Below are 21,127 nucleotides of genomic sequence, written 5' to 3'. Positions count from 1 at the left end.
AATAATTTTTGGTGTTAATTTAAATATATGTGTGGAATCTTTGCTGTTATTGGTTCAAGAGAAGTTTCTTCATTACTTATTGATGGATTAAGAAAACTCGAATATCGCGGCTATGACTCAGCAGGGATAGCAACAATTAATAATTTGAATAATGATCAAATTGGACAACTAAATGTAAAAAAATCAAAAGGAAAGCTAATCAATCTCTCAAATTTAATTAAAAAAAAGCCTCCAAAAGGTCATGTAGGCATAGCACATACCAGATGGGCTACTCATGGTAAACCTAACGAAAGGAATGCTCATCCTCATCTTGATGCTTCAGGCCAAATTGCAGTTGTCCAAAATGGGATTATCGAGAATTACAGAGATTTATCTAAAAGTCTGAAACTTAGAGGAATTAAATTGACCTCGGAAACTGACACTGAGATCATTCCACATTTGATAGGGCTGGAGATAGAAAAGTCCCTGTTAAATGGACTTCCCAAAAATGAACAAACATTATTAAAAGCTGTTCAAAAAGTTTTGACTTTATTAGAGGGAACTTATTCCATAGCAGTGATTTGGTCTAAGGCACCCAACGCTCTAGTAGTCGCTAGGGGACAAGCGCCATTAGTTCTTGGCTTTGGTGAAGGGGAGTTTTTTTGTGCTAGTGATACGCCAGCATTGGTAGGATTTACCCGTACATTTCTACCTTTAAGGGATCACGAAATTGCACTGTTAACTCCATTAGGGATTGAACTTTATGATGACGATGGAAATAGGCAGCACAGAGCACCATCGCTACTAAAGGGCACGGAACTTTTTGCGGATAAAAGAAACTTCCGTCATTTCATGCTTAAAGAAATATATGAGCAGCCAGAAACAGCACAACTATGGGTAGATAAATTTTTGCCTATGGATTTGCTCTCAGGAAATTCAGTGGCTTTTCCTATATCTAAATCTCTCCTTGTGAAGATAGAACAAATACAAATACTTGCCTGTGGTACTAGCAGACATGCAGGCATGGTTGGTGCTTATTTGTTGGAACAGTTTGCAGGAGTTCCTACAAAGGTATATTTCGCAAGTGAATTTCGATATGCTCCACCTCCACTTTCTCCACATACGTTGACTATTGGAGTAAGTCAATCGGGTGAAACAGCAGATACTTTAGCTGCATTAAGGATGGAAAAGGAGAGACGAGATTCGACTGGGGACGCTAATTTTTCTTTTCATCACTTGGGTATTACTAATAGAGTTGATAGTTCATTAGGTCGCGAACTTGATAATGTTATTGATATCGGATCAGGTATCGAAATAGGTGTTGCAGCAACTAAAAGTTTTCTTGGTCAAATGTTATCTTTTTATGGTTTGACACTTTTATTTGCTTCTCAAAGACAAAAAAGAACTCCTCAAGAAATTTTAGATCTCTCTAATAATTTGAGATTAATTCCTAAACAGCTAACAGATCTTATAAAAAAACATGATTCTCTTTCTCAGGGAATAGCACATTTGTTTGTTGAAACAAAGGATGTCATTTTTTTAGGTAGAGGAATTAATTATCCAATTGCACTTGAAGGAGCTCTTAAATTAAAGGAAATAAGCTACATCCATGCTCAAGGTTATCCAGCTGGAGAGCTAAAGCACGGACCAATAGCACTCTTAGATCAACATGTTCCAGTGGTGTCCATAGCTATTCCTGGAGTCGTTTATGAAAAGGTTCTCAGTAATTCGCAAGAGGCTAAAGCTAGGGATGCCCGTTTAATTGGGGTATCTACATATGGACCAGAATCTGAAATCTTTGATGAATTATTTACAATCCCAAAAGTAAGTGAATGGGTTAGTCCTCTATTAACCGTTGTACCTTTACAGTTATTTAGTTATCACATAGCAGCACATAAAGGTTTAGACGTCGACCAGCCTCGGAATTTAGCAAAAAGTGTAACCGTCGAATAAAATGTTTTAATTTTAAACTAATATTCTGTAGTTTTTTATTAATTAAGATTTTTTATTCTGCCATAAGAATCTTCAAAACGAATAATGTCTTCTTCATCTAAATATGTTCCACTTTGAACTTCAATAAGCTTAAGTTTCATTCTTCCTGGATTGCTTAATCTATGCTTACAACCTAAAGGAATAAATGTACTTTCATTCTCACTTAGAAGTTGTTTTTCTCCATTTTTTTCTATCAATGCTGTTCCGTTAACTACAACCCAATGCTCAGCTCTATGATGATGCATTTGTAAAGAAAGAGAGGCATTAGGCTTTACTTCTATGAGTTTGACAAGCCAACTATTTCCTTCAACTATTGTAGTGTAATTACCCCAAGGTCTATAAATTTTTCTGTGCATTTTACCCTCTGGGAAGTCATTTGAGCAGAGGCTCTTTACTATATTTCCAATATTTTGTGATTGATCTGCATTGGCCACTAATATAGCATCATTAGTATCTACAACTATAAGATTTTCTATACCTATTCCTACAATTAGACGTTGTTCACTTTTTAAATAACAGTTTTTACTTTCTTCAGCTATTACTCTCCCATTTATATAGTTTCCATCATTATTTTTTTGACTTATATCCCACAAAGATTTCCAACTTCCTATGTCACTCCATCCTGCATTTAAAGGGAGAACAGTTCCTAATGTTGTTTTTTCCATCACTGCAATATCTAAAGATATTTTTGGACATTTCTTGAATGATTCTGCTTCTAATCGTAGAAAATCAAGATCTTCTATATCTTTCTCAATAGCAATTTTGCAATACTTTATAATTTCTGGAGATAGTTTTTCTAATTCATTTATTATAGAACTCGCTTTAAAAAGAAACATACCACTATTCCAGGTATAGCGAGAATCTTTGATTAATTTCTCAGCTAAATTTTTATTAGGTTTTTCTATGAATTTTTTTATTTCTAAACCAGTTATTTGATCTTCTTTACTAGGCAATTCTTTCGCTTCAATATAACCGTAACCAGTTTCTGCGCTTGTTGGAACAATACCAAAAGTCACTAGTCTTCCCAGGTTCGCATATGTTTTTGCTGATTCAATCACTCTTTGAAACTCAACGATATTTTCTATCAAGTGATCAGCTGCCAAGATTAATAGCAAAGGATCTTTACCTAAAGAAATTGCTTGAAGAGCAGCAACTGCAACTGCTGGAGCAGTATTACGTCCTACAGGTTCTAGAATAATCGCTTGAGGATCAGTATTTATCTCTCTAAATTGCTCTGCAACTATAAATCTATGATCCTCATTACATATTAATATTGGTTTTTCAAGTCCCTCTAAACCTAGAAGCCTTTCATAGGTTTTCTGTAAAAGAGTTTTTTTTGTTCGAGAATCTAATGCTAGAAATTGTTTAGGATAACTTTCTCTGGAAAGCGGCCAAAGTCTTGTTCCTGATCCACCACTAAGAATTACAGGAATTATCGAGTTATCAGTTATTTGCATAAAGAAATTGGTAATCCATGTTTAAACTCCTGATTAAAAACCTGAATGATTTTTAGAGTTCCAATAATCCAGGGGGTGGATTGATTAGCAGCCATTGTTCTTTGATTTCTATCTCTGGGACAATTTCTTTAACAAAAGGTACTAAAACTTTTTTACCTCCCACTAACTCTATCTCTAGAAGGTCGTTCCCACCCTTGATTAAGTCAGTTACATAACCAATTACAGTTTTTTTTGGTCCTCTTCTTGCTTCTAAACCAATTAAATCAAAATAATGGTATTCCCCTTTTCTCAACATTGGTCTGCTATTTATTGGCATTACTATTTTCCAACCAATAATTTCCTCTGCAGATGTCCTATTAGATACTCCCTCTATAGAAAGCACGTAGATTGATTTGCCCGGAATAAGCGTTCCTTTTTTTAATTTGATTTCAGTAGGCAATTCATTAGCTTTTTGAATCCATCGTTTCCCTGGTTTTGTAAATCTTTCAGGAAAGTCGCTGCTAGGTTTAATTCGAATATCTCCTCTCAAACCTTGCGGAGCAACAATTTCACCTATTGTCATCCATTTATCTTTTTCGAACATTTTTATGAGTAGACTTTTTTAACAGTTTATTTGAATATGTTTAATTATGACTGATTCAAAAGATCCTATTCTACCTGGAACAACAGTAATTGTTAATAACCAAGACTCAATTTACAGTGGATATGAAGGTTTTGTTCAAAGAATAAGTGGTGATAAAGCTGCAGTTCTTTTTGAAGGAGGTAATTGGGATAAATTATTAACATTACCTTTGAAGGATTTAGTGAAAAGCTGATTAATTATTTATCTAAAGTAACTAAATTACTGATCAATTAAATTATTCTCGAAATACTTAAGCGCTTTACTTGCGGCATTTTTTTCTGCTTGTTTCATTGACTTTCCCGAGCCTTCAGCTATTGATTGATTTTTGATAAATACAGTACAAAAAAATCTTTTTGGATTGTCATGCTTTTTGTCAATTTCAATTGTTTTATATGTTGGAATTGATAAGCCTTTACTTTGAGTGAATTCCTGAAGTGCTGATTTGTAATTTTTCCTATGTGGATCAGCGAGTACTTCTTTACTTTTTTCATCCCAGAATGGAACAAGCCAATCTTTTATAGGCTCTAAAGTAGTTAGACTTTCATACAAAGCGCCTATTAATGCTTCAGTTGCCTCTGCTTGAATAGTTGCCTTTGCTGATTTATCTCTCAATGCTTTTTTCCCAATTATTAAGACTTTTTCAATTTCTATCTTTTTACCAACATCTTCTAGCCATTGATCACTTACGAGGTGTGAACGCAGTTCAGATCTTTCTCCAACTTGCATATATGGATATTTATTTTTTATGAAATCTGATGCGATTAGTCTTAAAACTGCATCTCCAAGAAATTCTAGGTTTTCATAATTAATTTCACTATTTGCTGAGCTATGAGTAAGAGATTCATTAATATATAAAATATTTTTTCTTTTAGTAAATTCTTTTTGATATTTTAGATCTAAATTTAGACCTTTAATAAAATTAATTATTTCCTCTACTCTTTTATTTGAGATTTCCATAATGATTTAAATCATATAATTGAAGTGATAAAAAATAGGAATTTGATTCTAATTTCGTATACAATTAATAAAGTGAAAGCAGGTCATAAGCCGGGTTCTGTTCATTTTTCTTTCTTTAGAAAGAGAATGGGCGATCATCTATCTGGGACTAACGTTACCGATAGCCTCAAGCGGCTCTCTGTAGGGGCTAGGTCTATAGCCTCCAGCGCCCCTCGCCTTGCTCCTAGCCGGGGTTTACCTAGCCAGCACCTCTCGATGCTGCTGGTGCGCTCTTACCGCACCTTTGCACCCTTGCCATGCTTGTTGGGATTTCCCCATTAAGCATTAGGCGGTGTGTTTCTGTGGCACTATCCTCACGGTCACCCGCACTGGGAATTACCCAGCAAGCCTGGCCATATAGGAGCCCGGACTTTCCTCAATAGAATTCTTCAGCTTTTGCTGAAGTTCAATTGCGATCACCTCCCCTGCTTTCCACTCCATCATGCCTCAAGGCATAATTAATTTCATGGGGCTGTAGCTCAGTTGGATAGAGCGACGGTTTCCTAAACCGTAGGTCGTGGGTTCGAGTCCCGCCAGCCCCGTTCGAAAAACGAATTAAAACTAAAAATTTGTAGTCCTATATGTGGTGGATGTGCAAAATCATTACTCTCTCGCTAGCGTTGTTGTAGTGAATCAGTCAACATGGCCCAGCTTCACGATCTTCGCTTACGATTGCTTGTTCAACAAGAGAGTGAGCACATATCTAAATCTCAACCTAGTGATCTAGATTTATCAATTGTTCAAGCTCGATGCTTATGTTGGTTAACTCTTCTAGCCGAGGCACATGAAGATCAATCTAATGATGCGGAAAGAAGAGGTGATACAGAACAAGCTATGGGTTGGTTTGCCGACTCGATGAGATTACGTGATGTTATTCAAGTGGTTAGTAGCATTGAAATACCTTTGCCTGAAAGCTCCGATATAGATAATAACGACGGAGAAGGAGACTTATATAACGGTGAGCCCCCTATGACGGCCTAAGAAGTGCAATGATGGTTTCTAAGCTGCCTCGATGAAGGTGCCTGAAGAACCATGCCAATGCCCAGATTGCCGCAGATTTTATAGGGAACATGATCGTTTAATTAGAGAATTTCCCACTTTGCGACAACAACAAGAGATTAATTGGGCTGCGCTTCAATCTTTTAGGACTTTATGTGGAAAAGTTTTAGAAGATTTGCAAAAGAAATTGAATTTAAATTTACATAATCAATCTGAAGAGGAATGTCAATCTGGAATTGTTGAGAAAAAAGAAAAATCTATTACACAAGTAATCTCTGATCTAGAAAATATCAATGCTCATCTTTACTCTATTGAAGCTTTAATGGAGAGGATTTTCGATGTTAAAGTTCCTGATGAAGTTGAAGATAGATTTCGAGAAGTGGCCGGTGAACTTGCTCCAGATCCATTAAATATTGATCGATTAAAGTTGAACAGATTATTACATCAAACTCCAGACTTGCCAGATAAGTAGCTATTTATTTTTCACAACTAATCTCTACAGGCAATGGTTTGACTTTCCATATTGATTGACAATATTCTCTTATTGATCTGTCTGATGAGAAAAAACCTGATCTTGCGGTATTTAATAATGCCATGCGGTTCCACTTCTTATTTTTTTTCCAAGCTTTACTAACCTCATCTTGTGCAAGTAAGTAATCATCAAAATCCGCCATAACAAAGAAAGGATCGTTTCCAGTCAAAATATTTATTATTGGTCTAAAGAGCTCACTATCACCATTACTAAAGTGCCCAACTTCTATTAATTTAAGAGTTTCTTGTAATTCATTTGATTCTGCAATAAAGCTATTTGGACTGTAACCTTGATGTCTTAATTCCATTATTTCTGATTCAGTCTTGCCAAACAAAAAGAAATTATCTTCACCAACTCTTTCTCTTATTTCTACATTAGCTCCATCAAGAGTTCCAATTGTTAATGCACCATTCATAGCGAATTTCATATTTCCAGTTCCTGAGGCTTCTTTTCCAGCAGTTGAAATTTGCTCAGATAGATCAGTTGCTGGATATACTTGTTCTCCTAGTTTCACATTATAGTCAGGAAGAAAAACCACCCTTAGTAATCCATCCATATCAGGATCTGCATTCACTACATCTGCTATTCCATTGATAAATCTAATCATTAACTTCGCCATGAAATATCCTGGCGCGGCTTTGCCACCAAAAATAATGGTGCGAGGTGCAATATTTTTGGTTATGCCATTCTTAATTCTTAGATATTGAGCTATGACCTGCAAAGCATTTAGATGTTGTCTTTTATATTGGTGAATTCTTTTTACTTGAACATCAAATAAACTTGATGGGTCTACCAGGACTCCAGTTTGTCTGTGTATGTAACCAGCTAGTTTTCTTTTGCCAGAAAGCTTAGCTGATGCAAACAGATCTAAAAAATTAGAATCATTTTCTTTTTTTTCTAACTCTAATAATAGGTCCATATTGGTAATCCAGTTAGGACCAATCTCTTTATCAAGAAGTTTAGAAAGCTCAGGATTTGCTAAAGCTACCCATCTGCGTGGAGTAACTCCATTGGTGACGTTAGTGAATTTTTCAGGCCAAAGTTCTGCAAATTCAGGTAATAATTGTCTCTTGATTAAATCTGAATGAAGCGCAGCCACTCCATTTACGTGATGTGCTCCAATTGTCGCTAAATGAGCCATACGAATAGCTTTTCCACCTTCTTCATCAATAATTGAAAGCTTCCTCAAAATGGAGTCGTTACCTGGATACTTCAGTCTTACTTGTTGCAAAAATCGTCTATTTATTTCATATATAAGTTCTAAATGTCTAGGTAATAAGTTTTTAAACAAGCTAAGGTCCCATTTCTCAAGAGCTTCAGGCAACAAAGTGTGGTTTGTATATGCGACGGATCTATTTGTAATTTCCCAGGCTTTATCCCAATCCAATCTATGTTGATCGATTAAAAGTCTCATTAACTCAGCAACTGCAATAGCTGGATGAGTGTCATTAAGTTGTACTGTCCAGTGATTTGGGAACTCCTCAACATTTATTGATCGCTTTTCTAAGCTCCTGAGCATATCCTGCAAGGAACAACTTACGAAAAAGTGTTGTTGCTTTAAACGTAATCTTCTTCCCTCATCAGTTCCATCATTTGGGTATAGAACTTTTGAAAGAGTTTCTGATGCTACTTTTTCTTCAACAGCACCGTAGTAGTCGCCAATATTGAAAGCATAGAAATCAAAACTTTCGGTTGCATCAGCCCTCCATAACCTTAATCGATCACAGCTGTTTACTCTATAACCAAGAACAGGAACATCATGTGGTACTCCTATCGCATGTTCACTGGGAATCCATCGAGAGCGATAATTGCCGTTGTCATCTGTATAGCTCTCAGTTTGACCTCCAAAACCGACAAGGCAAGCTTCATCTGGTTGGGGTAATTCCCAAGGCCAACCACCTTTGAGCCATTTATCAGTCACTTCTACTTGCCAACCATCTCTTATTAATTGGTTGAAAATACCAAACTCGTACCTGATTCCGTATCCCACTGCAGGGACCTGAAGACTTGCTAGTGATTCCATATAGCAAGCTGCAAGTCTCCCTAATCCTCCATTCCCAAGCCCAGGTTCTTCTTCTACTTCCAATATCTCATTTAAAGATTCAATCCCAAACCTTTTAAGAGCTTCTTCTGCTTCTTTTTTGATCCCTAAATTTAATAAATTATTGTTGAGTTGAGGTCCTATTAGGAATTCAGCTGAAAGATATGCAACTGTTTTTTGAGGTCTTGCTCTTATTGTCTCTTGACTTGTTAAGTATCTACTCATCAATCTGTCTCTAACGGCAAAGCTCAAAGCCATATAGAGATCTCTAAGACTTGCTGAAGTAGCTAGTTTGCCAAGAGTAAAAAAGAGATGCTCAGTCATTCCATCGAAGACTGCATCAGCATCCATGCCAGCCCTTACAGGATCTGCATAACATCCGGGGGTAGGCAGACGCACGTCTAGTGACTGGGAGCTGCTCATAAAGGCATCAAATGTTTCTGGACGCTAGCCAATAAAGCCTTAGTAATCAGTTAGTAACTTCAGATCCACACCTTATTAATTAAGTCACCTTTGATACTTATGCCAAATGTGCCCTGTGATTAGGTAATTTATGTCTTAAAGAAAAGGCTTTTTTAGAAAACCTGATGGTATTAACTCCTTTAGTCTCAGCCCTAAATACGCACGATGTTGAGGTCGCGGAAACACTTATAGGGGTCATTAACTTTTTAATGATCTTTGTTGCGGCAAGGACTTTAGCTGAAATCTTGGTTCGACTAAGTTTGCCAACAATCGTCGGTGAACTTCTTGCCGGCGTTTTAATTGGTGCCTCAGGATTACATCTTCTATTGCCCCCAAGCGCTCATGCTGAATTAAATCAAGGTTTCGTTTCTGTCATTAGCACACTGGCTTCAGTACCCAAAGAGGCAGTCCCGGATATTTATTTTGAAACTTTTCCCTCATTACAAGCTGTAGCAACTTTAGGACTATATGCGTTGTTATTTCTAACTGGTCTGGAAAGTGAATTAGAGGAACTTGTAGCAGTTGGAGCTCAAGCGTTCACAGTTGCAATGGCAGGTGTGATTTTGCCTTTTGCTTTTGGAACTTTTGGATTAATGTTTATTTTCCAAGTAGATATTATTCCTGCGATATTTGCCGGTGCATCTATGACGGCGACAAGTATAGGTATTACTGCAAGTGTTTTTGGTGAACTTGGTTATTTAAAAACTCGAGAGGGTCAAATAGTTATTGGCGCAGCAGTATTAGATGACATACTTGGAATTGTTATTCTTGCAGTTGTAGTTGCTCTTGCGACGGGAGGATCATTGCAAATTACTCCCATTGTCAAATTAGTACTAGCTGCAACGGTTTTTGTTTTTGCTGCCATTGCTTTGAGTCGAACAGCTGCGCCAGCCTTTGATTGGTTGCTTGAAAGACTTAAGGCCCCTGGAGCTGTTGTTGTAGCTTCTTTCGTGATTTTAGTCCTAAGCTGTTTTGTTGCTACTGCTATTGGTTTAGAAGCTGCGTTGGGTGCGTTTGCCGCTGGATTGATACTAAGTAGTTCAAAAAATAATCATGCAATTCAACAATCTGTGTTGCCATTGGTATCGCTATTTGCAACTATATTTTTCGTGCTTGTTGGAGCAGGTATGGATCTTTCTGTTATCAACCCTCTTGATCCACAGAGTCGCTCTGCTCTAATTGTGGCTGGTTTCTTATTTCTTGTTGCAATTATTGGGAAAATAGCTGCTGGCTGGTGTTTTGTAATTGATAAACCAACAAACAGATTAGTAGTTGGCTTGGGAATGATGCCTCGAGGAGAGGTCGGTTTGATTTTCCTAGGATTGGGAACAAGTGCTGGTTTGCTTACCCCGTCCCTCGAAGCTGCAATATTGTTAATGGTTATTGGAACAACATTTTTAGCTCCTGTTTTGCTAAGAGTTGTTTTGAAAGATAAGCCCCCGTCAGGAGGTAATTCTATTCCTGATGAGATCGCAGCTGATCCAGTTGGATTAGTTTAGAAATTTTCGAAAACTCTTTTTTAAAAAGGTGAGGAAATTTAGAAAAAAAGAAATATAATCACCAATCTTTTTCTCTCAATGATTTACTAATATCAATAAGTGTCAGTTTATTCTTAAATGGTTTCCTCAGTTGTAGAAACAAATCTTTCTGATTGGAAATTCTTAGGTCATTCTGTTCACAGTTTGAGCATCATTCCTGAAGCTCATAAAAGTAAGAAAGATGAAGAAAAAGGTCCAGCAATTCTTTTGATTCATGGTTTTGGTGCCTCTACCACCCATTGGAGGCACAATTTACCAGTTCTTGGAAAGCAGTATGAAGTTCACGCTTTAGATCTTCTTGGCTTTGGTAAAAGCTCCAAACCAGGAGGTCTTGCTTATGGAGGTCCACTTTGGAAAGATCAAATAGTTTCCTACGTCAGGGAAAATATTGGTAGACCAACAATACTTGTCGGTAATTCTCTAGGGGGATATGCCGCGCTCGCCAGTGGTGCCGCTCTAGGTTCTGAAGCTGCTGGAGTGGTTTTATTAAATGCCGCTGGTTATTTTAGTGAGGACAAGAAAACAACTACAGGATTTTGGGCTACAGCTAGAAAAACTGTTGCTGGTATCTTTCTCAAAAATGCTCTATTGCAAAGAATTATTTTTGAAAACCTGAGACAGCCTTCAACAATTAAACGTACTTTAAATCAGGTTTATATTGATAAATCAAACGTTGATGATGAACTAGTAGAGGCGATACGAAAACCATCCTTGGATTCTGGTGCTTTTAACGTCTTCAAAAGTGTTTTTGATCCCGCAGGACCGCAGGGAAGACCACTTGATGAGTTGTTTGCTCAGTTGCAGGCACCATTGTTATTGCTCTGGGGTAATAGAGATCCTTGGATGAATGCACCTGGGAAAAGGGCTACTTATGAAAAGCACACTCCTGAAAATACAAAAGAAGTTGTTTTAGATGCTGGGCATTGTCCACATGATGAAGTTCCTGATCAGGTTAATTCCGCTCTTTTAGAATGGATTAATCAGCTTTAATCGATGACAGTTAGTTTAAAAAAAAAGACTAATCCCTATGTTCATTGGGAATTTTCAAATCCTGAAATTGATTCATTAATAAGAATCGTCCCTGAAAGAGGAGGTTTGATTACTGAATGGCAAAGCGAGGGAAAAGAACTTTTGTACTTTGATTTAGAGCGATTTTTAGATAAAGATAAAAGTATCAGAGGAGGGATACCTATCCTTTTTCCCATATGCGGTGACTTATCTGAAGGCTATTTACTTGGTGGTAAGAAGTATTTTTTAAAACAGCATGGTTTTGCAAGAGATTTACCTTGGTCAATTAGTTTTTTAAAAGATAGCTTGGGAATAAGGTTGAAATTAAGTGATTCAAAAGATTCTCGTTCTTATTTCCCTTTCATATTTACTATCTTGATGGATGTTTTCTTAAATGAAAAAAGTCTTCAAATATCCGTTAAAATTTACAATCAGAGTCAAGAATCTATGCCTTTCAGTTTTGGCCTGCATCCATATTTTAAAGTTTTAAATACAAAAAATATAAAGATAGATGGTCTGCCTGAGCAATGCATTGATCAAACCAACATGAAAGTTGCTATAGCTTGTGAACAAATAAGAATGTTAGATAAAGGGGTCGACTTTCTTTCTTATCCTTCTTGTTCGGCTAAACTTTTTGATTTTTCATCTAGGAATGTAATTGAATTAATCCATCAAGAGCCAATGGATACAACTGTTGTATGGACTGATCCTCCCAGACAAATGGTTTGTCTAGAGCCTTGGACTAGCCCAAGGAATGCACTGGTTACTGGAGATAGAAAGCTTGAAATTAAACCAGAAGAATATATAGAATTATTTACTACTTTTAAGCACAATTCTTTTTAATTGTTTAAGTTTTTGAGGAGTATAATTTTTCATTAATTGAATTTAATTTGTAATTTTTTGTATGACAAATATTTCAATATTTTGTTCATTTTTGCATCTATGATCAATATATTATAGATTCATCATTCATGAATTTGTGATGAATAATGTTAGGAGCAGATGTTTCCTCTCCAGGCGTACTTAATATTGATGACCTCAGGTCTAGAGCTAAAGATCGTTTACCAGCAATGGTTTTTAACTATATAGATAGTGGTGCAGATAGAGAACAAACACTTTCTCAAAATTGCAACGCATATAATGAAATTTTATTTAGACCTAGATGTGCAGTCTCTGTCCCATCGTGTGATCTTGGAATATCTGTTTTAAATCAGAAATTTCAACTTCCTTTCTTGTTGGGACCAGTAGGGAGTAGCAGAATGTTCTATCCCCAGGGAGAAGTTGTTGCAGCTAGAGAGGCAGGAAAAGCTGGAACAGGATATACTTTGTCGACTCTCTCAGGTTGTTTATTAGAAGATGTTAAAGCTGCTACAAATGGACCAGCTTGGTATCAGCTTTATTTACTAGGAGGTAAGGAAGTTGCGTTAAAAACAATTCATAGAGCTAAAGCAGCAGGATTCTCAGCAATAGTTGTAACTTTTGATACACCCGTATCTGGTTTAAGAGAAAGAGATATGCGATCAGGAACCCAGCAGCTTTTATCAATGAATCCTTTTGAGATGCTTCCTTATATTCCTCAAATATTAGTTAAACCATGCTGGATGACTCAATGGTTAAGTGATGGAGGCTTAATGAGTTTTCCAAATGTTCAACTTGATGATGGTCCTATGGGATACACGGCAATTGGTCCAGCTTTAGAACAATCCGTTGTTACTTGGGAGGATCTTCAATGGATACGCGAAGCATGGGGCGGAAAAATTATTGTTAAGGGTATACATATTGGTGATGACGCAAAAAAAGCGGCAGAACTAGGTGCTGATGCGATCGTTATTTCTAATCATGGAGCTAGACAACTTGATAGCGTTGCTCCGACTATCCGTGTTTTGCCAGAAATTTTAGCTGCAGTTGATGGGAAAATAGATGTGTTGTTAGATGGAGGTATTCGCAGGGGTAGTGATGTCGTTAAAGCATTATGTCTTGGCGCGAAAGGAGTTTTGATAGGTAGAGCATATGCATATGGACTTGCTGCTGCAGGAGGGAAAGGCGTTGCAAGAGCTATCGAAATCCTTCAAACAGACATAGTGAGAACTATGAAGTTATTGGGCTGTGGGTCTGTTGCCGATTTAAATAAAAGTTATGTTCAAGTTCCTGAAAGTTGGGAGAGATTCGAATAAATCGTTGATTAAACAATAGATTAATTCTCTATGAAAATAATTATTTTTGATGATGATCCAACTGGATCTCAAACTGTTTATGGATGCCCATTATTATTAAATTGGGATGAACAAACTCTAGAGAAAGCATTTAAAAAATCTTCGCCTTTAATATTTATACTTGCGAACACAAGATCTTTATCTTCTATTTTGGCTGTTAAGAAAACCAGAGAAATATGCTCATCTATTAAGAACTTTTTTTTAACAAAAGGATATTCCAAAGATGATTATTTTTATATCAGTAGAGGTGATTCAACATTGCGTGGGCATGGTGTTTTGGAACCTGCAATTCTTGCGGAGGAATTAGGACCATTTCATGCAACATTTCATATTCCAGCTTTTTTGGAGGGTGGAAGAACAACAGAAAACGGTATTCATTATTTAAATGGAATACCAGTTCATGAGACGGATTTTGGTCGTGATAATATTTTTGGATTTTCTACTAGTGATTTAGCTAAATGGATTGAAGAAAAAAGTTTTGGAAAGATACAAGCTGAAAATATCTTACACATTGGAATTAAACAACTAGATATGGCTATAAATAATGAAGATGGCTTTAAATCTCTTTTAAGCTTTTTGTCTAAATTAGAAAATAATATCTCAGTAGTTGTAGATGCTAAATTACCTAATCATTTAGAAACACTAGTGAGGGCGATTAAAGTAGTTTCCAAAGAAAAAAGATTTCTTTTCAGAACAGCAGCAAGCTTTATCAACTCTTTCTCTGAATTACCACCTAACCCCAATAATACTGAAGATTTAGTATCTTTAAAATCAAAAAATAATAAGTTTGAATATAAGCCAGGTTTGATAATGATTGGCTCCCATGTGAAATTAGCGACAGATCAATTAGAGGTTTTATTGAATGATAAGTCCTGTGAAGGTTTGGAAATACCAGTCAGTAAATTAGCTAATATTTTTGCTTTAGAAGATTATCAAGATAAAATATTAGAGCTTGAGAAAATTTTATTATCCAGAATAAATTATATTTTGGATATAAAAAAAGTACCTGTTTTATATACTACTCGAGAAGAAATGATGTTTTCTTCTTACACTAAAAGAATGAAGTTTGGACTGGAACTCGCAGAGTTTATGGCAATTTTAGTTGGAAAAATAAATAATAAGTTTGGTTATATTATTAGTAAAGGAGGTATTACAACACAACTGTTGCTCCAAAAGGGATTGAATTTTAATCAAGTAGATTTAAAAGGTCAAATATTACCAGGATTGTCAATAGTAAAAAGTAATTCTGATCAATATGATCTGCCAGTAGTTACTTTTCCAGGTAATTTAGGTAATGATAAAACACTTCTAGAATCATTTAGATTGATGGAGTCAAATCCTTAATTGTTTCAAGACTCTAAATAATATTAAATTAAAATCTTTCAACAATTGATTTAGCAAAATCACTACAACTAAGAGGCTCTACTCGTGGTTCCATTAATCGTGCCAAATCGTAAGTAACTTGTTTATCTGAAATAGATTTGCTCAATCCATTGGTAATTAATTTTGCTGCCTCATTCCAACCTAAATATTCCAGCATCATTACTCCACTGAGTATTACGGAACCTGGATTGATTCTGTCCAAGCCTGCATGTTTTGGAGCTGTTCCATGGGTGGCTTCGAAAATAGCAGCCGTATCTCCAATGTTTGCTCCCGGTGCCATCCCCAGTCCACCAACAATTGCTGCGGCCGCATCTGATATGTAATCACCATTTAGATTGAGAGTTGCAAGTATGGAATACTCTTGAGGACGGGTTTGAATTTGTTGAAAAATACTATCTGCTATTCGGTCATCAACCATTACCATTTCCTTCCATTTTCCATTGCCATGACTATTACCAATGCTTTTAAGAACTAAGGAAACTTCATCACAAATAGCTTTCTTTTTCTCTTCTGTTAAAGATGAATAACCTGGATCAATTAACTCTGCATTCTCCTCGTAGGAGATGGAAGGTTTTTTTTCTAAGTTATCTAAAATCCAACTTTCTCTCTCGGTTACGCATTCACTTCTAAATTCTGTGGTTGCTAATTCGTATCCCCAATCTCTGAAAGCTCCTTCCGTAAATTTCATGATATTTCCTTTATGAACTAAGGTCACATGTCTTTTGCTCCCCTCGAGGGTGAGTGCATGTTTAATCGCCCGCCTAATATGTCTTTGACTACCAATTTTGCTAACGGGTTTAATTCCGATTCCTGCTCCTTTAGGGATTTCCCTATTTTTTAGTTTCTTGCTCGCTGGAATTATTTCATTATTGAGTTGATCAATCAATTTGATGCATTCGGGATCATCAGATTCCCATTCAATGCCCATATAAATATCTTCAGTATTTTCTCGGTAAACAATTACATCTAAATCTTGCGGCTTTTTATGAGGGCTGGGAGTCCCTTCGTAATACTTGCAAGGTCTAACGCATGAATACAAATCAAAAATTTGTCTTAGTGATACGTTTAAAGATCTAATCCCTCCTCCTACGGGTGTTGTTAAAGGTCCTTTGATTGCAATACCGTAAGTTCGTATCGCCTCAAGAGTGTCGTTTGGTAAGTATTGATAAGTTCCATATAAGTCGCAAGCTTCATCACCTGCATAGATTTTGAACCATTCTATGGATCTAGTTTTTCCATAAGCTTTTTCAATAGCTTTATCGATTACTAATTGTGTAGCAGGCCAAATATCTATTCCTGTTCCATCTCCTCTGATAAACGGAATAATTGGATGGTCTGGGACTACTGGGTTTCCATCAACAAAAGTAATTTTTTGACCTTCTGATGGAGCATTGAGCTTTTCAAAATTTGCCATGATTTTTATTCAGCGATTTATAGATCTAATGTTGAGCTTATGTCTAAGTGGTAAGTTTTGATTAAATGATTTTGAACTCATGGCAGTAGCCTTGGCTAGGCAACTTCGTGAAGGGACTAAAAAGTCTCATACGATGGCTGAAAATACAGGTTTTATAAGTTGCTTTCTCAAGGGAGTAGTTGAAAAGTCCTCATACAGAAATTTATTAGTTGATTTATATTTTGTTTACTCTGCGATGGAGGAAGAGATAGAAAAACTTTGTGAAAATTCTCATCCGATAATTTCTCCAATTGGATTTAAAGAGCTTTTTCGTAAGGAAAAATTGGAAGAAGATCTTTCTTTCTACTTTGGAAGTAAGTGGTCTGAATTGGTAAAACCCTCTAAGCCAGCTATGGAATATGAAGCAAGAATTAGAGAAATTGCTAAAGATAATCCTGAACTTTTAATTGGGCATCATTACAGCAGATATATAGGTGACTTGTCTGGTGGACAGCTTTTGAAAACAATCACTAAAAAAGCAATGAATCTAACTGGAGATGAGGGACTTAGCTTTTATATTTTTGAGGAAATTAGAGATGAAAAAGAATTTAAAATTAAGTATCGAAATACTTTAGATAATCTTCCGATTGATCAACAGATAGCAGATTCAATTATTGAAGAAGCTAATAGATCTTTTAAATACAATATGGATATTTTCAATGAATTGGAGGGAAATTTAATTGCTGCTATAGGAAAAGTTTTATTTAGATTTTTTGCAAATAAAAAGCGAAAAGGTAGTACCGAGTAATGAAATTAATATTTTCTCAAGACTATTCCTTTATTTATATTCAGTATCTATTAAGATGTCTAATAGAATAAAAAAAAGGTTTGTATTTATTCGTTTTACTGATTCAATCACTTTATTGAAGATGAAATTATTAAATCCTCTGAGGAGATGAATGTAAATGTTTGACGATCTTTTAAGTGATTTGACTGAAAATATTCTTGAACATGGCGGTAAGAAGTTGATTGTTCCTGATGAATTTTGTGAACGGGTTTCTGCAAGAGGAAATTTTAAGTTGAATAGCTGGTTATGGGATGTCCCTGGATTTCGAAGATGGAGAGTGACCAGATTGGACGCAGGAGATCGTCTGCAAGTACTAAATTCAGTTGCTTACCCTCATGATCAAAATGACATGCCAATCATGGGTATAGATCTTTTGTGGTTTGAGAAAAAAGAAAAGCTAGTTGCTATTCTAGATTTCCAGCCTCTTGTTCAAGATAAAGAATATTTTGATAGATACTTTGATGGCTTAAAAAGCCTAAAAAAATGTTTTAATGAGTTTAATTCTGATATTAAAAGTAATATATATGATCCAAGTAAGTACTTCTCTCCATGGGCTCTATTTTGTAAAGGTGGTAATTTTGAAGCGGAAAAAATTTTACCAAAAGTTTTTAGCTCTTTTCTTAAATGTTATTGGATAAATCTTGATTTATCAAAAGTTAATGAAAATTATATCCAGTCTAAAGAGGTAAGATTATTGCATATAGATTATAATAAATATAGCGCTGAAAAAGATCCTGCTCATGGTTTATTTTCTGGCTTTTTTGGTAAAGAATGGTCAGAGAAATATATGACTGAGTTTTTATTTCCTTTAAGCCTATAAGATTAATTCTTCATTTTAGTTTTTAAATGCAAAGTAATCGAAATAATAGTCTTGAGCCTGTTTCAATAAGTAATTGGCGTTGGGCTTATTTCTTAGATGAAACTATTAAGAAGTTCTCTACTTTTGAACCGAGCCCTTATCCGATAAAGAATGATTTTCTTTTTAGAGAATCATTCTTTGGCTCAAGTTCTAATCCTAAAAAAGTTATTTTGGAAACATGGGGTCTAAAGACAGAAAAAATACGTCAGGCTAGATGTGCTTGTCTGCAAGCTGATGAAATGACTTCTGTCATGAATTTAGTAATATCACCTTTTAATAATTATGATTTACCTTTTTTTGGAGCGGATTTTGTAACACTTCCAAAGGGACATCTTATTGCTTTAGATCTTCAACCTGCATTAAAAGATGATATAGTTCACACGCAATATTTTTTAGGAAAGTTAAAATCTATACACGCTAATTGGCAATCTAAACTTCCTTTAGGAGGGGATATCCCATTGGAGGCTAGGAAATATTTTTCTCCAGCTTTTCTTTGGTCTAGAATACCCCTAGGATCAGAAGGTGATCAATTAATTAGTGAGATAATTAAACCAGCTTTTGACGATTATTTGAATTTTTTCTTCGATTTAATTGTTAATGCAAAAAGGATGTCACTAGAAAGATCTTCAAAGGTTCTAAATGGTCAGAAAAAATATATGCGATATCGAGCTGAAAAAGATCCTGCTCGAGGCATGTTAAGAGGCTTCTTTGGGAATGAATGGACTGAACAGTATATCAATAATATTCTTTTTGACTTACAATAAAATTTAGATTTGAATACTATGGTAAAAAAAATTCTCTTTGTTTGTTTAGGAAACATTTGCCGTTCTCCTGCAGCCGAAGGCGTCTTTAAGCAAAAACTTAAAGAAAGAGATTTAGAAAAACTTTTTGTGGTTGATTCTGCAGGAACAGGTGGTTGGCATGTTGGAAATCTTGCAGATCCACGTATGCGTCAAACTGCATTATCAAGAGGGATAGAACTGACCAGTAGATCGAGACAAATTGAAGAAAATGATTTATATGAATTTGATCAGATACTTGTTATGGATAAAGATAACCTTGTGGCTGTTAAATCATTAACTAAAGATCATAATAATCATGTAAATTCTAAAATAAAACTTATGCTAAGTTACTCAAAAAACTCTCAATTAGATGAAGTACCTGATCCTTATTATGGAGGTCAAAATGGCTTTGATAAGGTTTTAGATTTACTTGATGATGCTATGGATGGATTAATAGATAGTCTTATGGATTAGGAGTGGGCCAGACTTCTTCTGGAATCTTTGACCTGAAAATATAAATCAGTTCTTCTAAAACATCTTCAATATTCATCCCATCTGTTACTAGCTCTACTGCATCTTGAGCTTTCTTTAAAGGTGCGATTTTTCGTTCACTATCTTTTTTATCTCTTTCTTTAATTTCTTGTTCAAGATCTTCAATGCTGGAGAATTCATAACCTCTTTTGTTTAAGTCAAGAGCTCTTCTTTTTGCTCTTTCTGTTGGAGAGGCAGTAAGAAAAATTTTTACATCTGCATCAGGAAATACAGCTGTACCAATGTCTCTTCCTTCTGCAACCAATCCTCCATTATTTCCAATGACTTGTTGTTTTTGAGTAAGTAATTCTCTTACAAATTGTTGTTTAGAAATTTCAGAAACCATTGAAGTTACTTTTGGTGATCGTATCTTCTCTGTTACGTCAATATCATTTATGAATATTGTTTGCTCAATAAAATTTGAGTTTTTAAATTCTAATTTTAAATCTTTCAATCTATTTTTGATTTTCGATTGATCACTGGGATCAATCGAATTACTTAGTATTAACCAAGTCACCGCTCGATACATTGCGCCAGTATCTAAATAAATAAAACCAAGTCTTTTGGCAAATGCTTTAGTCACTGTGCTCTTTCCTGCACCAGCTGGACCATCAATCGCAATAATTGGTTTTCGTTGCATGAGAAAAGTGTGATCAATTAGCCTCGTAGACCCACATTTTACTGCTGCTGCCAAAAGGCATAGTCCATTTAAATTTTTTGTTTCTTTTAATGAAAATGGATCTACGATTTTGAGATATTCAGTTTTTAAATTATTTTTTTTAAGTATAGAAGCTATTTTGATGAGATTTATTACTTTCTTTTTATCAAACTCTGTTTTTGCTTCTTTGATTGCATTAGGTAATGATTGAGCATTTAATCTTTCAGAATCGCTCAAGTAAGAATTCCTTGAACTATAAGCAAATCCACTTTGATCTCTTTTTGTGGAATAGGATTCAATTTTTATAGGTAGGGATAATTCTTGAAATAACCTTCTAATAATAATCAATTGTTGCCAATCTTTTTCTCCTAGGATTAGTTTCTCTGGCTTAATAATTTTGATGAGACGAATAATAACTGTTGCAACTCCATCAAAATGCCCTGGTCTCTTTTTACCACATAATTGATTTTGTAATGTTTTAGGAACTTGAATTTTAAAATGTGAATGTTCTCCACCGGGAAAAACTTCAACATAATCCGGAGCCCAAATTGCATCTGCTCCGGCAATAAAAGCTAATTTCGCATCTTTGCTTATATTTCTGGGATATTTTTTAAAGTCTTCATCCTTTCCAAATTGTAATGGATTTACAAAAATACTTACAAGTATAATTTGGTTCTTTTTTGTTTTCCTTTCTTTTGCTTTTTTAATTAAATATTGATGGCCAGGATGAAGTCCTCCCATTGTAGGGATGAAAATTATTGCTGAATTTTGTTTACTAAGCCAATCTTTTAATTCAGCATTAGTTTTGAAGATTTTTTGTACCACTATGTTGGTA

Annotated in this window: 19 protein-coding genes, 1 tRNA gene and 1 other RNA gene; 14 read left to right on the top strand and 7 right to left on the bottom strand. The window is 35.4% G+C overall.

Going from position 1 to position 21,127, the window contains the following annotated elements; translation table 11 throughout:
- The first annotated feature begins 27 nt into the window (after positions 1-27).
- On the top strand, positions 28-1,932 hold the full coding sequence (gene glmS / locus O5640_RS06880; protein WP_269611642.1) for a glutamine--fructose-6-phosphate transaminase (isomerizing): 1,905 nt from the start codon (positions 28-30) through the stop codon (positions 1,930-1,932).
- A 38-nt stretch (positions 1,933-1,970) separates the two neighbouring features.
- Here the strand turns inward: glmS and O5640_RS06875 are convergent, their stop codons facing one another.
- Together O5640_RS06875 and rimM are read right to left on the bottom strand one after the other, a co-directional pair.
- The gene (locus tag O5640_RS06875) at positions 1,971-3,428 is read right to left on the bottom strand and encodes a mannose-1-phosphate guanylyltransferase/mannose-6-phosphate isomerase (RefSeq protein WP_269611641.1); all 1,458 of its coding nucleotides are present in this window, start codon (positions 3,426-3,428) and stop codon (positions 1,971-1,973) included.
- A 52-nt stretch (positions 3,429-3,480) separates the two neighbouring features.
- The gene (rimM, locus tag O5640_RS06870) at positions 3,481-4,011 is read right to left on the bottom strand and encodes a ribosome maturation factor RimM (protein WP_269611640.1); all 531 of its coding nucleotides are present in this window, start codon (positions 4,009-4,011) and stop codon (positions 3,481-3,483) included.
- A 46-nt stretch (positions 4,012-4,057) separates the two neighbouring features.
- Between rimM and O5640_RS06865 the strand changes: the two genes are divergently transcribed.
- A complete protein-coding gene (locus O5640_RS06865; RefSeq protein WP_269611639.1) occupies positions 4,058-4,243 on the top strand; it encodes an NAD(P)H dehydrogenase subunit NdhS in 186 nt (61 codons plus the stop codon).
- Positions 4,244-4,269: 26 nt separating this feature from the next.
- Here the strand turns inward: O5640_RS06865 and rnc are convergent, their stop codons facing one another.
- Positions 4,270-5,007 carry a ribonuclease III gene (rnc, locus tag O5640_RS06860; RefSeq protein ID WP_269611638.1) on the bottom strand — a complete coding sequence of 246 codons (738 nt, stop codon included), beginning with the start codon at positions 5,005-5,007 and terminating at the stop codon, positions 4,270-4,272.
- Between the two features lie 70 nt (positions 5,008-5,077).
- An RNA gene (gene rnpB, locus O5640_RS06855) (RNase P RNA component class A) lies at positions 5,078-5,479 on the bottom strand.
- Between the two features lie 35 nt (positions 5,480-5,514).
- Here rnpB and O5640_RS06850 point away from each other — a divergent pair.
- From O5640_RS06850 to O5640_RS06840, 3 genes are all read left to right on the top strand, one after another.
- Positions 5,515-5,588: transfer RNA gene (locus O5640_RS06850), tRNA-Arg, on the top strand.
- 100 nt (positions 5,589-5,688) lie between these two features.
- Positions 5,689-6,027 carry a hypothetical protein gene (locus tag O5640_RS06845; RefSeq protein WP_269611637.1) on the top strand — a complete coding sequence of 113 codons (339 nt, stop codon included), beginning with the start codon at positions 5,689-5,691 and terminating at the stop codon, positions 6,025-6,027.
- Between the two features lie 37 nt (positions 6,028-6,064).
- Complete coding sequence (locus tag O5640_RS06840; protein WP_269613818.1) at positions 6,065-6,517, top strand: hypothetical protein; 453 nt, start codon at positions 6,065-6,067, stop codon at positions 6,515-6,517.
- 4 nt (positions 6,518-6,521) lie between these two features.
- On the opposite strand, the gene O5640_RS06835 is transcribed toward O5640_RS06840, so the two are convergent.
- A complete protein-coding gene (locus tag O5640_RS06835) occupies positions 6,522-9,041 on the bottom strand; it encodes a glycogen/starch/alpha-glucan phosphorylase (RefSeq protein ID WP_269611636.1) in 2,520 nt (839 codons plus the stop codon).
- A 164-nt stretch (positions 9,042-9,205) separates the two neighbouring features.
- On the opposite strand from O5640_RS06835, the gene O5640_RS06830 reads away from it, so the two are divergent.
- The 5 genes from O5640_RS06830 (at position 9,206) to O5640_RS06810 (ending at position 15,183) form a co-directional block, all read left to right on the top strand.
- Positions 9,206-10,579, top strand: coding sequence for a cation:proton antiporter (locus O5640_RS06830; RefSeq protein ID WP_269611635.1), 1,374 nt, complete (start codon positions 9,206-9,208; stop codon positions 10,577-10,579).
- Positions 10,580-10,696: 117 nt separating this feature from the next.
- A complete protein-coding gene (locus O5640_RS06825; protein ID WP_269611634.1) occupies positions 10,697-11,608 on the top strand; it encodes an alpha/beta fold hydrolase in 912 nt (303 codons plus the stop codon).
- A gap of 3 nt (positions 11,609-11,611) precedes the next feature.
- Positions 11,612-12,469 (top strand): galactose mutarotase, encoded by an 858-nt coding sequence (locus tag O5640_RS06820; protein ID WP_269611633.1) that lies wholly within the window; start codon positions 11,612-11,614, stop codon positions 12,467-12,469.
- A gap of 146 nt (positions 12,470-12,615) precedes the next feature.
- On the top strand, positions 12,616-13,800 hold the full coding sequence (locus O5640_RS06815) for an alpha-hydroxy acid oxidase (RefSeq protein WP_269611631.1): 1,185 nt from the start codon (positions 12,616-12,618) through the stop codon (positions 13,798-13,800).
- 30 nt (positions 13,801-13,830) lie between these two features.
- The gene (locus O5640_RS06810; protein ID WP_269611630.1) at positions 13,831-15,183 is read left to right on the top strand and encodes a four-carbon acid sugar kinase family protein; all 1,353 of its coding nucleotides are present in this window, start codon (positions 13,831-13,833) and stop codon (positions 15,181-15,183) included.
- A gap of 28 nt (positions 15,184-15,211) precedes the next feature.
- On the opposite strand, the gene O5640_RS06805 is transcribed toward O5640_RS06810, so the two are convergent.
- Positions 15,212-16,636: an NADP-dependent isocitrate dehydrogenase gene (locus tag O5640_RS06805; protein ID WP_269611629.1), complete on the bottom strand. Its 1,425-nt coding sequence runs from the start codon at positions 16,634-16,636 to the stop codon at positions 15,212-15,214.
- Positions 16,637-16,715: 79 nt separating this feature from the next.
- Here O5640_RS06805 and O5640_RS06800 point away from each other — a divergent pair, with 79 nt between their 5' ends.
- The 4 genes from O5640_RS06800 (at position 16,716) to O5640_RS06785 (ending at position 19,577) form a co-directional block, all read left to right on the top strand.
- The gene (locus O5640_RS06800) at positions 16,716-17,423 is read left to right on the top strand and encodes a heme oxygenase (biliverdin-producing) (protein WP_269611628.1); all 708 of its coding nucleotides are present in this window, start codon (positions 16,716-16,718) and stop codon (positions 17,421-17,423) included.
- A 157-nt stretch (positions 17,424-17,580) separates the two neighbouring features.
- Complete coding sequence (locus O5640_RS06795; protein WP_269611626.1) at positions 17,581-18,282, top strand: 15,16-dihydrobiliverdin:ferredoxin oxidoreductase; 702 nt, start codon at positions 17,581-17,583, stop codon at positions 18,280-18,282.
- A 26-nt stretch (positions 18,283-18,308) separates the two neighbouring features.
- Positions 18,309-19,085: a phycoerythrobilin:ferredoxin oxidoreductase gene (locus tag O5640_RS06790; RefSeq protein WP_269611625.1), complete on the top strand. Its 777-nt coding sequence runs from the start codon at positions 18,309-18,311 to the stop codon at positions 19,083-19,085.
- 18 nt (positions 19,086-19,103) lie between these two features.
- Positions 19,104-19,577 (top strand): low molecular weight protein-tyrosine-phosphatase, encoded by a 474-nt coding sequence (locus O5640_RS06785; protein ID WP_269611623.1) that lies wholly within the window; start codon positions 19,104-19,106, stop codon positions 19,575-19,577.
- Here O5640_RS06785 and O5640_RS06780 read toward each other — a convergent pair.
- Positions 19,567-21,117, bottom strand: coding sequence for a bifunctional pantoate--beta-alanine ligase/(d)CMP kinase (locus O5640_RS06780; RefSeq protein ID WP_269611622.1), 1,551 nt, complete (start codon positions 21,115-21,117; stop codon positions 19,567-19,569). The genes O5640_RS06785 and O5640_RS06780 overlap by 11 nt on opposite strands.
- Between the last annotated feature and the right edge of the window lie 10 nt (positions 21,118-21,127).

Source organism: Prochlorococcus marinus str. MIT 0912, from assembly GCF_027359595.1.
GTDB lineage: Bacteria > Cyanobacteriota > Cyanobacteriia > PCC-6307 > Cyanobiaceae > Prochlorococcus_B > Prochlorococcus_B marinus_C.
This window is presented reverse-complemented; position numbering and strand designations above follow the sequence as displayed.

Coding starts and splice junctions, on each gene's coding strand:
- O5640_RS06805 (WP_269611629.1), bottom strand. CDS start 16,636: ATGGCAAATTTTGAAAAGCTCAATGCTCCATCAGAAGGTCAAAAAATT.
- O5640_RS06785 (WP_269611623.1), top strand. CDS start 19,104: ATGGTAAAAAAAATTCTCTTTGTTTGTTTAGGAAACATTTGCCGTTCT.
- O5640_RS06810 (WP_269611630.1), top strand. CDS start 13,831: ATGAAAATAATTATTTTTGATGATGATCCAACTGGATCTCAAACTGTT.
- O5640_RS06820 (WP_269611633.1), top strand. CDS start 11,612: ATGACAGTTAGTTTAAAAAAAAAGACTAATCCCTATGTTCATTGGGAA.
- O5640_RS06845 (WP_269611637.1), top strand. CDS start 5,689: ATGGCCCAGCTTCACGATCTTCGCTTACGATTGCTTGTTCAACAAGAG.
- O5640_RS06790 (WP_269611625.1), top strand. CDS start 18,309: ATGCAAAGTAATCGAAATAATAGTCTTGAGCCTGTTTCAATAAGTAAT.
- O5640_RS06865 (WP_269611639.1), top strand. CDS start 4,058: ATGACTGATTCAAAAGATCCTATTCTACCTGGAACAACAGTAATTGTT.
- O5640_RS06835 (WP_269611636.1), bottom strand. CDS start 9,041: ATGAGCAGCTCCCAGTCACTAGACGTGCGTCTGCCTACCCCCGGATGT.
- O5640_RS06825 (WP_269611634.1), top strand. CDS start 10,697: ATGGTTTCCTCAGTTGTAGAAACAAATCTTTCTGATTGGAAATTCTTA.
- O5640_RS06875 (WP_269611641.1), bottom strand. CDS start 3,428: ATGCAAATAACTGATAACTCGATAATTCCTGTAATTCTTAGTGGTGGA.
- glmS (WP_269611642.1), top strand. CDS start 28: ATGTGTGGAATCTTTGCTGTTATTGGTTCAAGAGAAGTTTCTTCATTA.
- O5640_RS06830 (WP_269611635.1), top strand. CDS start 9,206: ATGGTATTAACTCCTTTAGTCTCAGCCCTAAATACGCACGATGTTGAG.
- O5640_RS06815 (WP_269611631.1), top strand. CDS start 12,616: ATGTTAGGAGCAGATGTTTCCTCTCCAGGCGTACTTAATATTGATGAC.
- rimM (WP_269611640.1), bottom strand. CDS start 4,011: ATGTTCGAAAAAGATAAATGGATGACAATAGGTGAAATTGTTGCTCCG.
- rnc (WP_269611638.1), bottom strand. CDS start 5,007: ATGGAAATCTCAAATAAAAGAGTAGAGGAAATAATTAATTTTATTAAA.
- O5640_RS06795 (WP_269611626.1), top strand. CDS start 17,581: ATGTTTGACGATCTTTTAAGTGATTTGACTGAAAATATTCTTGAACAT.
- O5640_RS06800 (WP_269611628.1), top strand. CDS start 16,716: ATGGCAGTAGCCTTGGCTAGGCAACTTCGTGAAGGGACTAAAAAGTCT.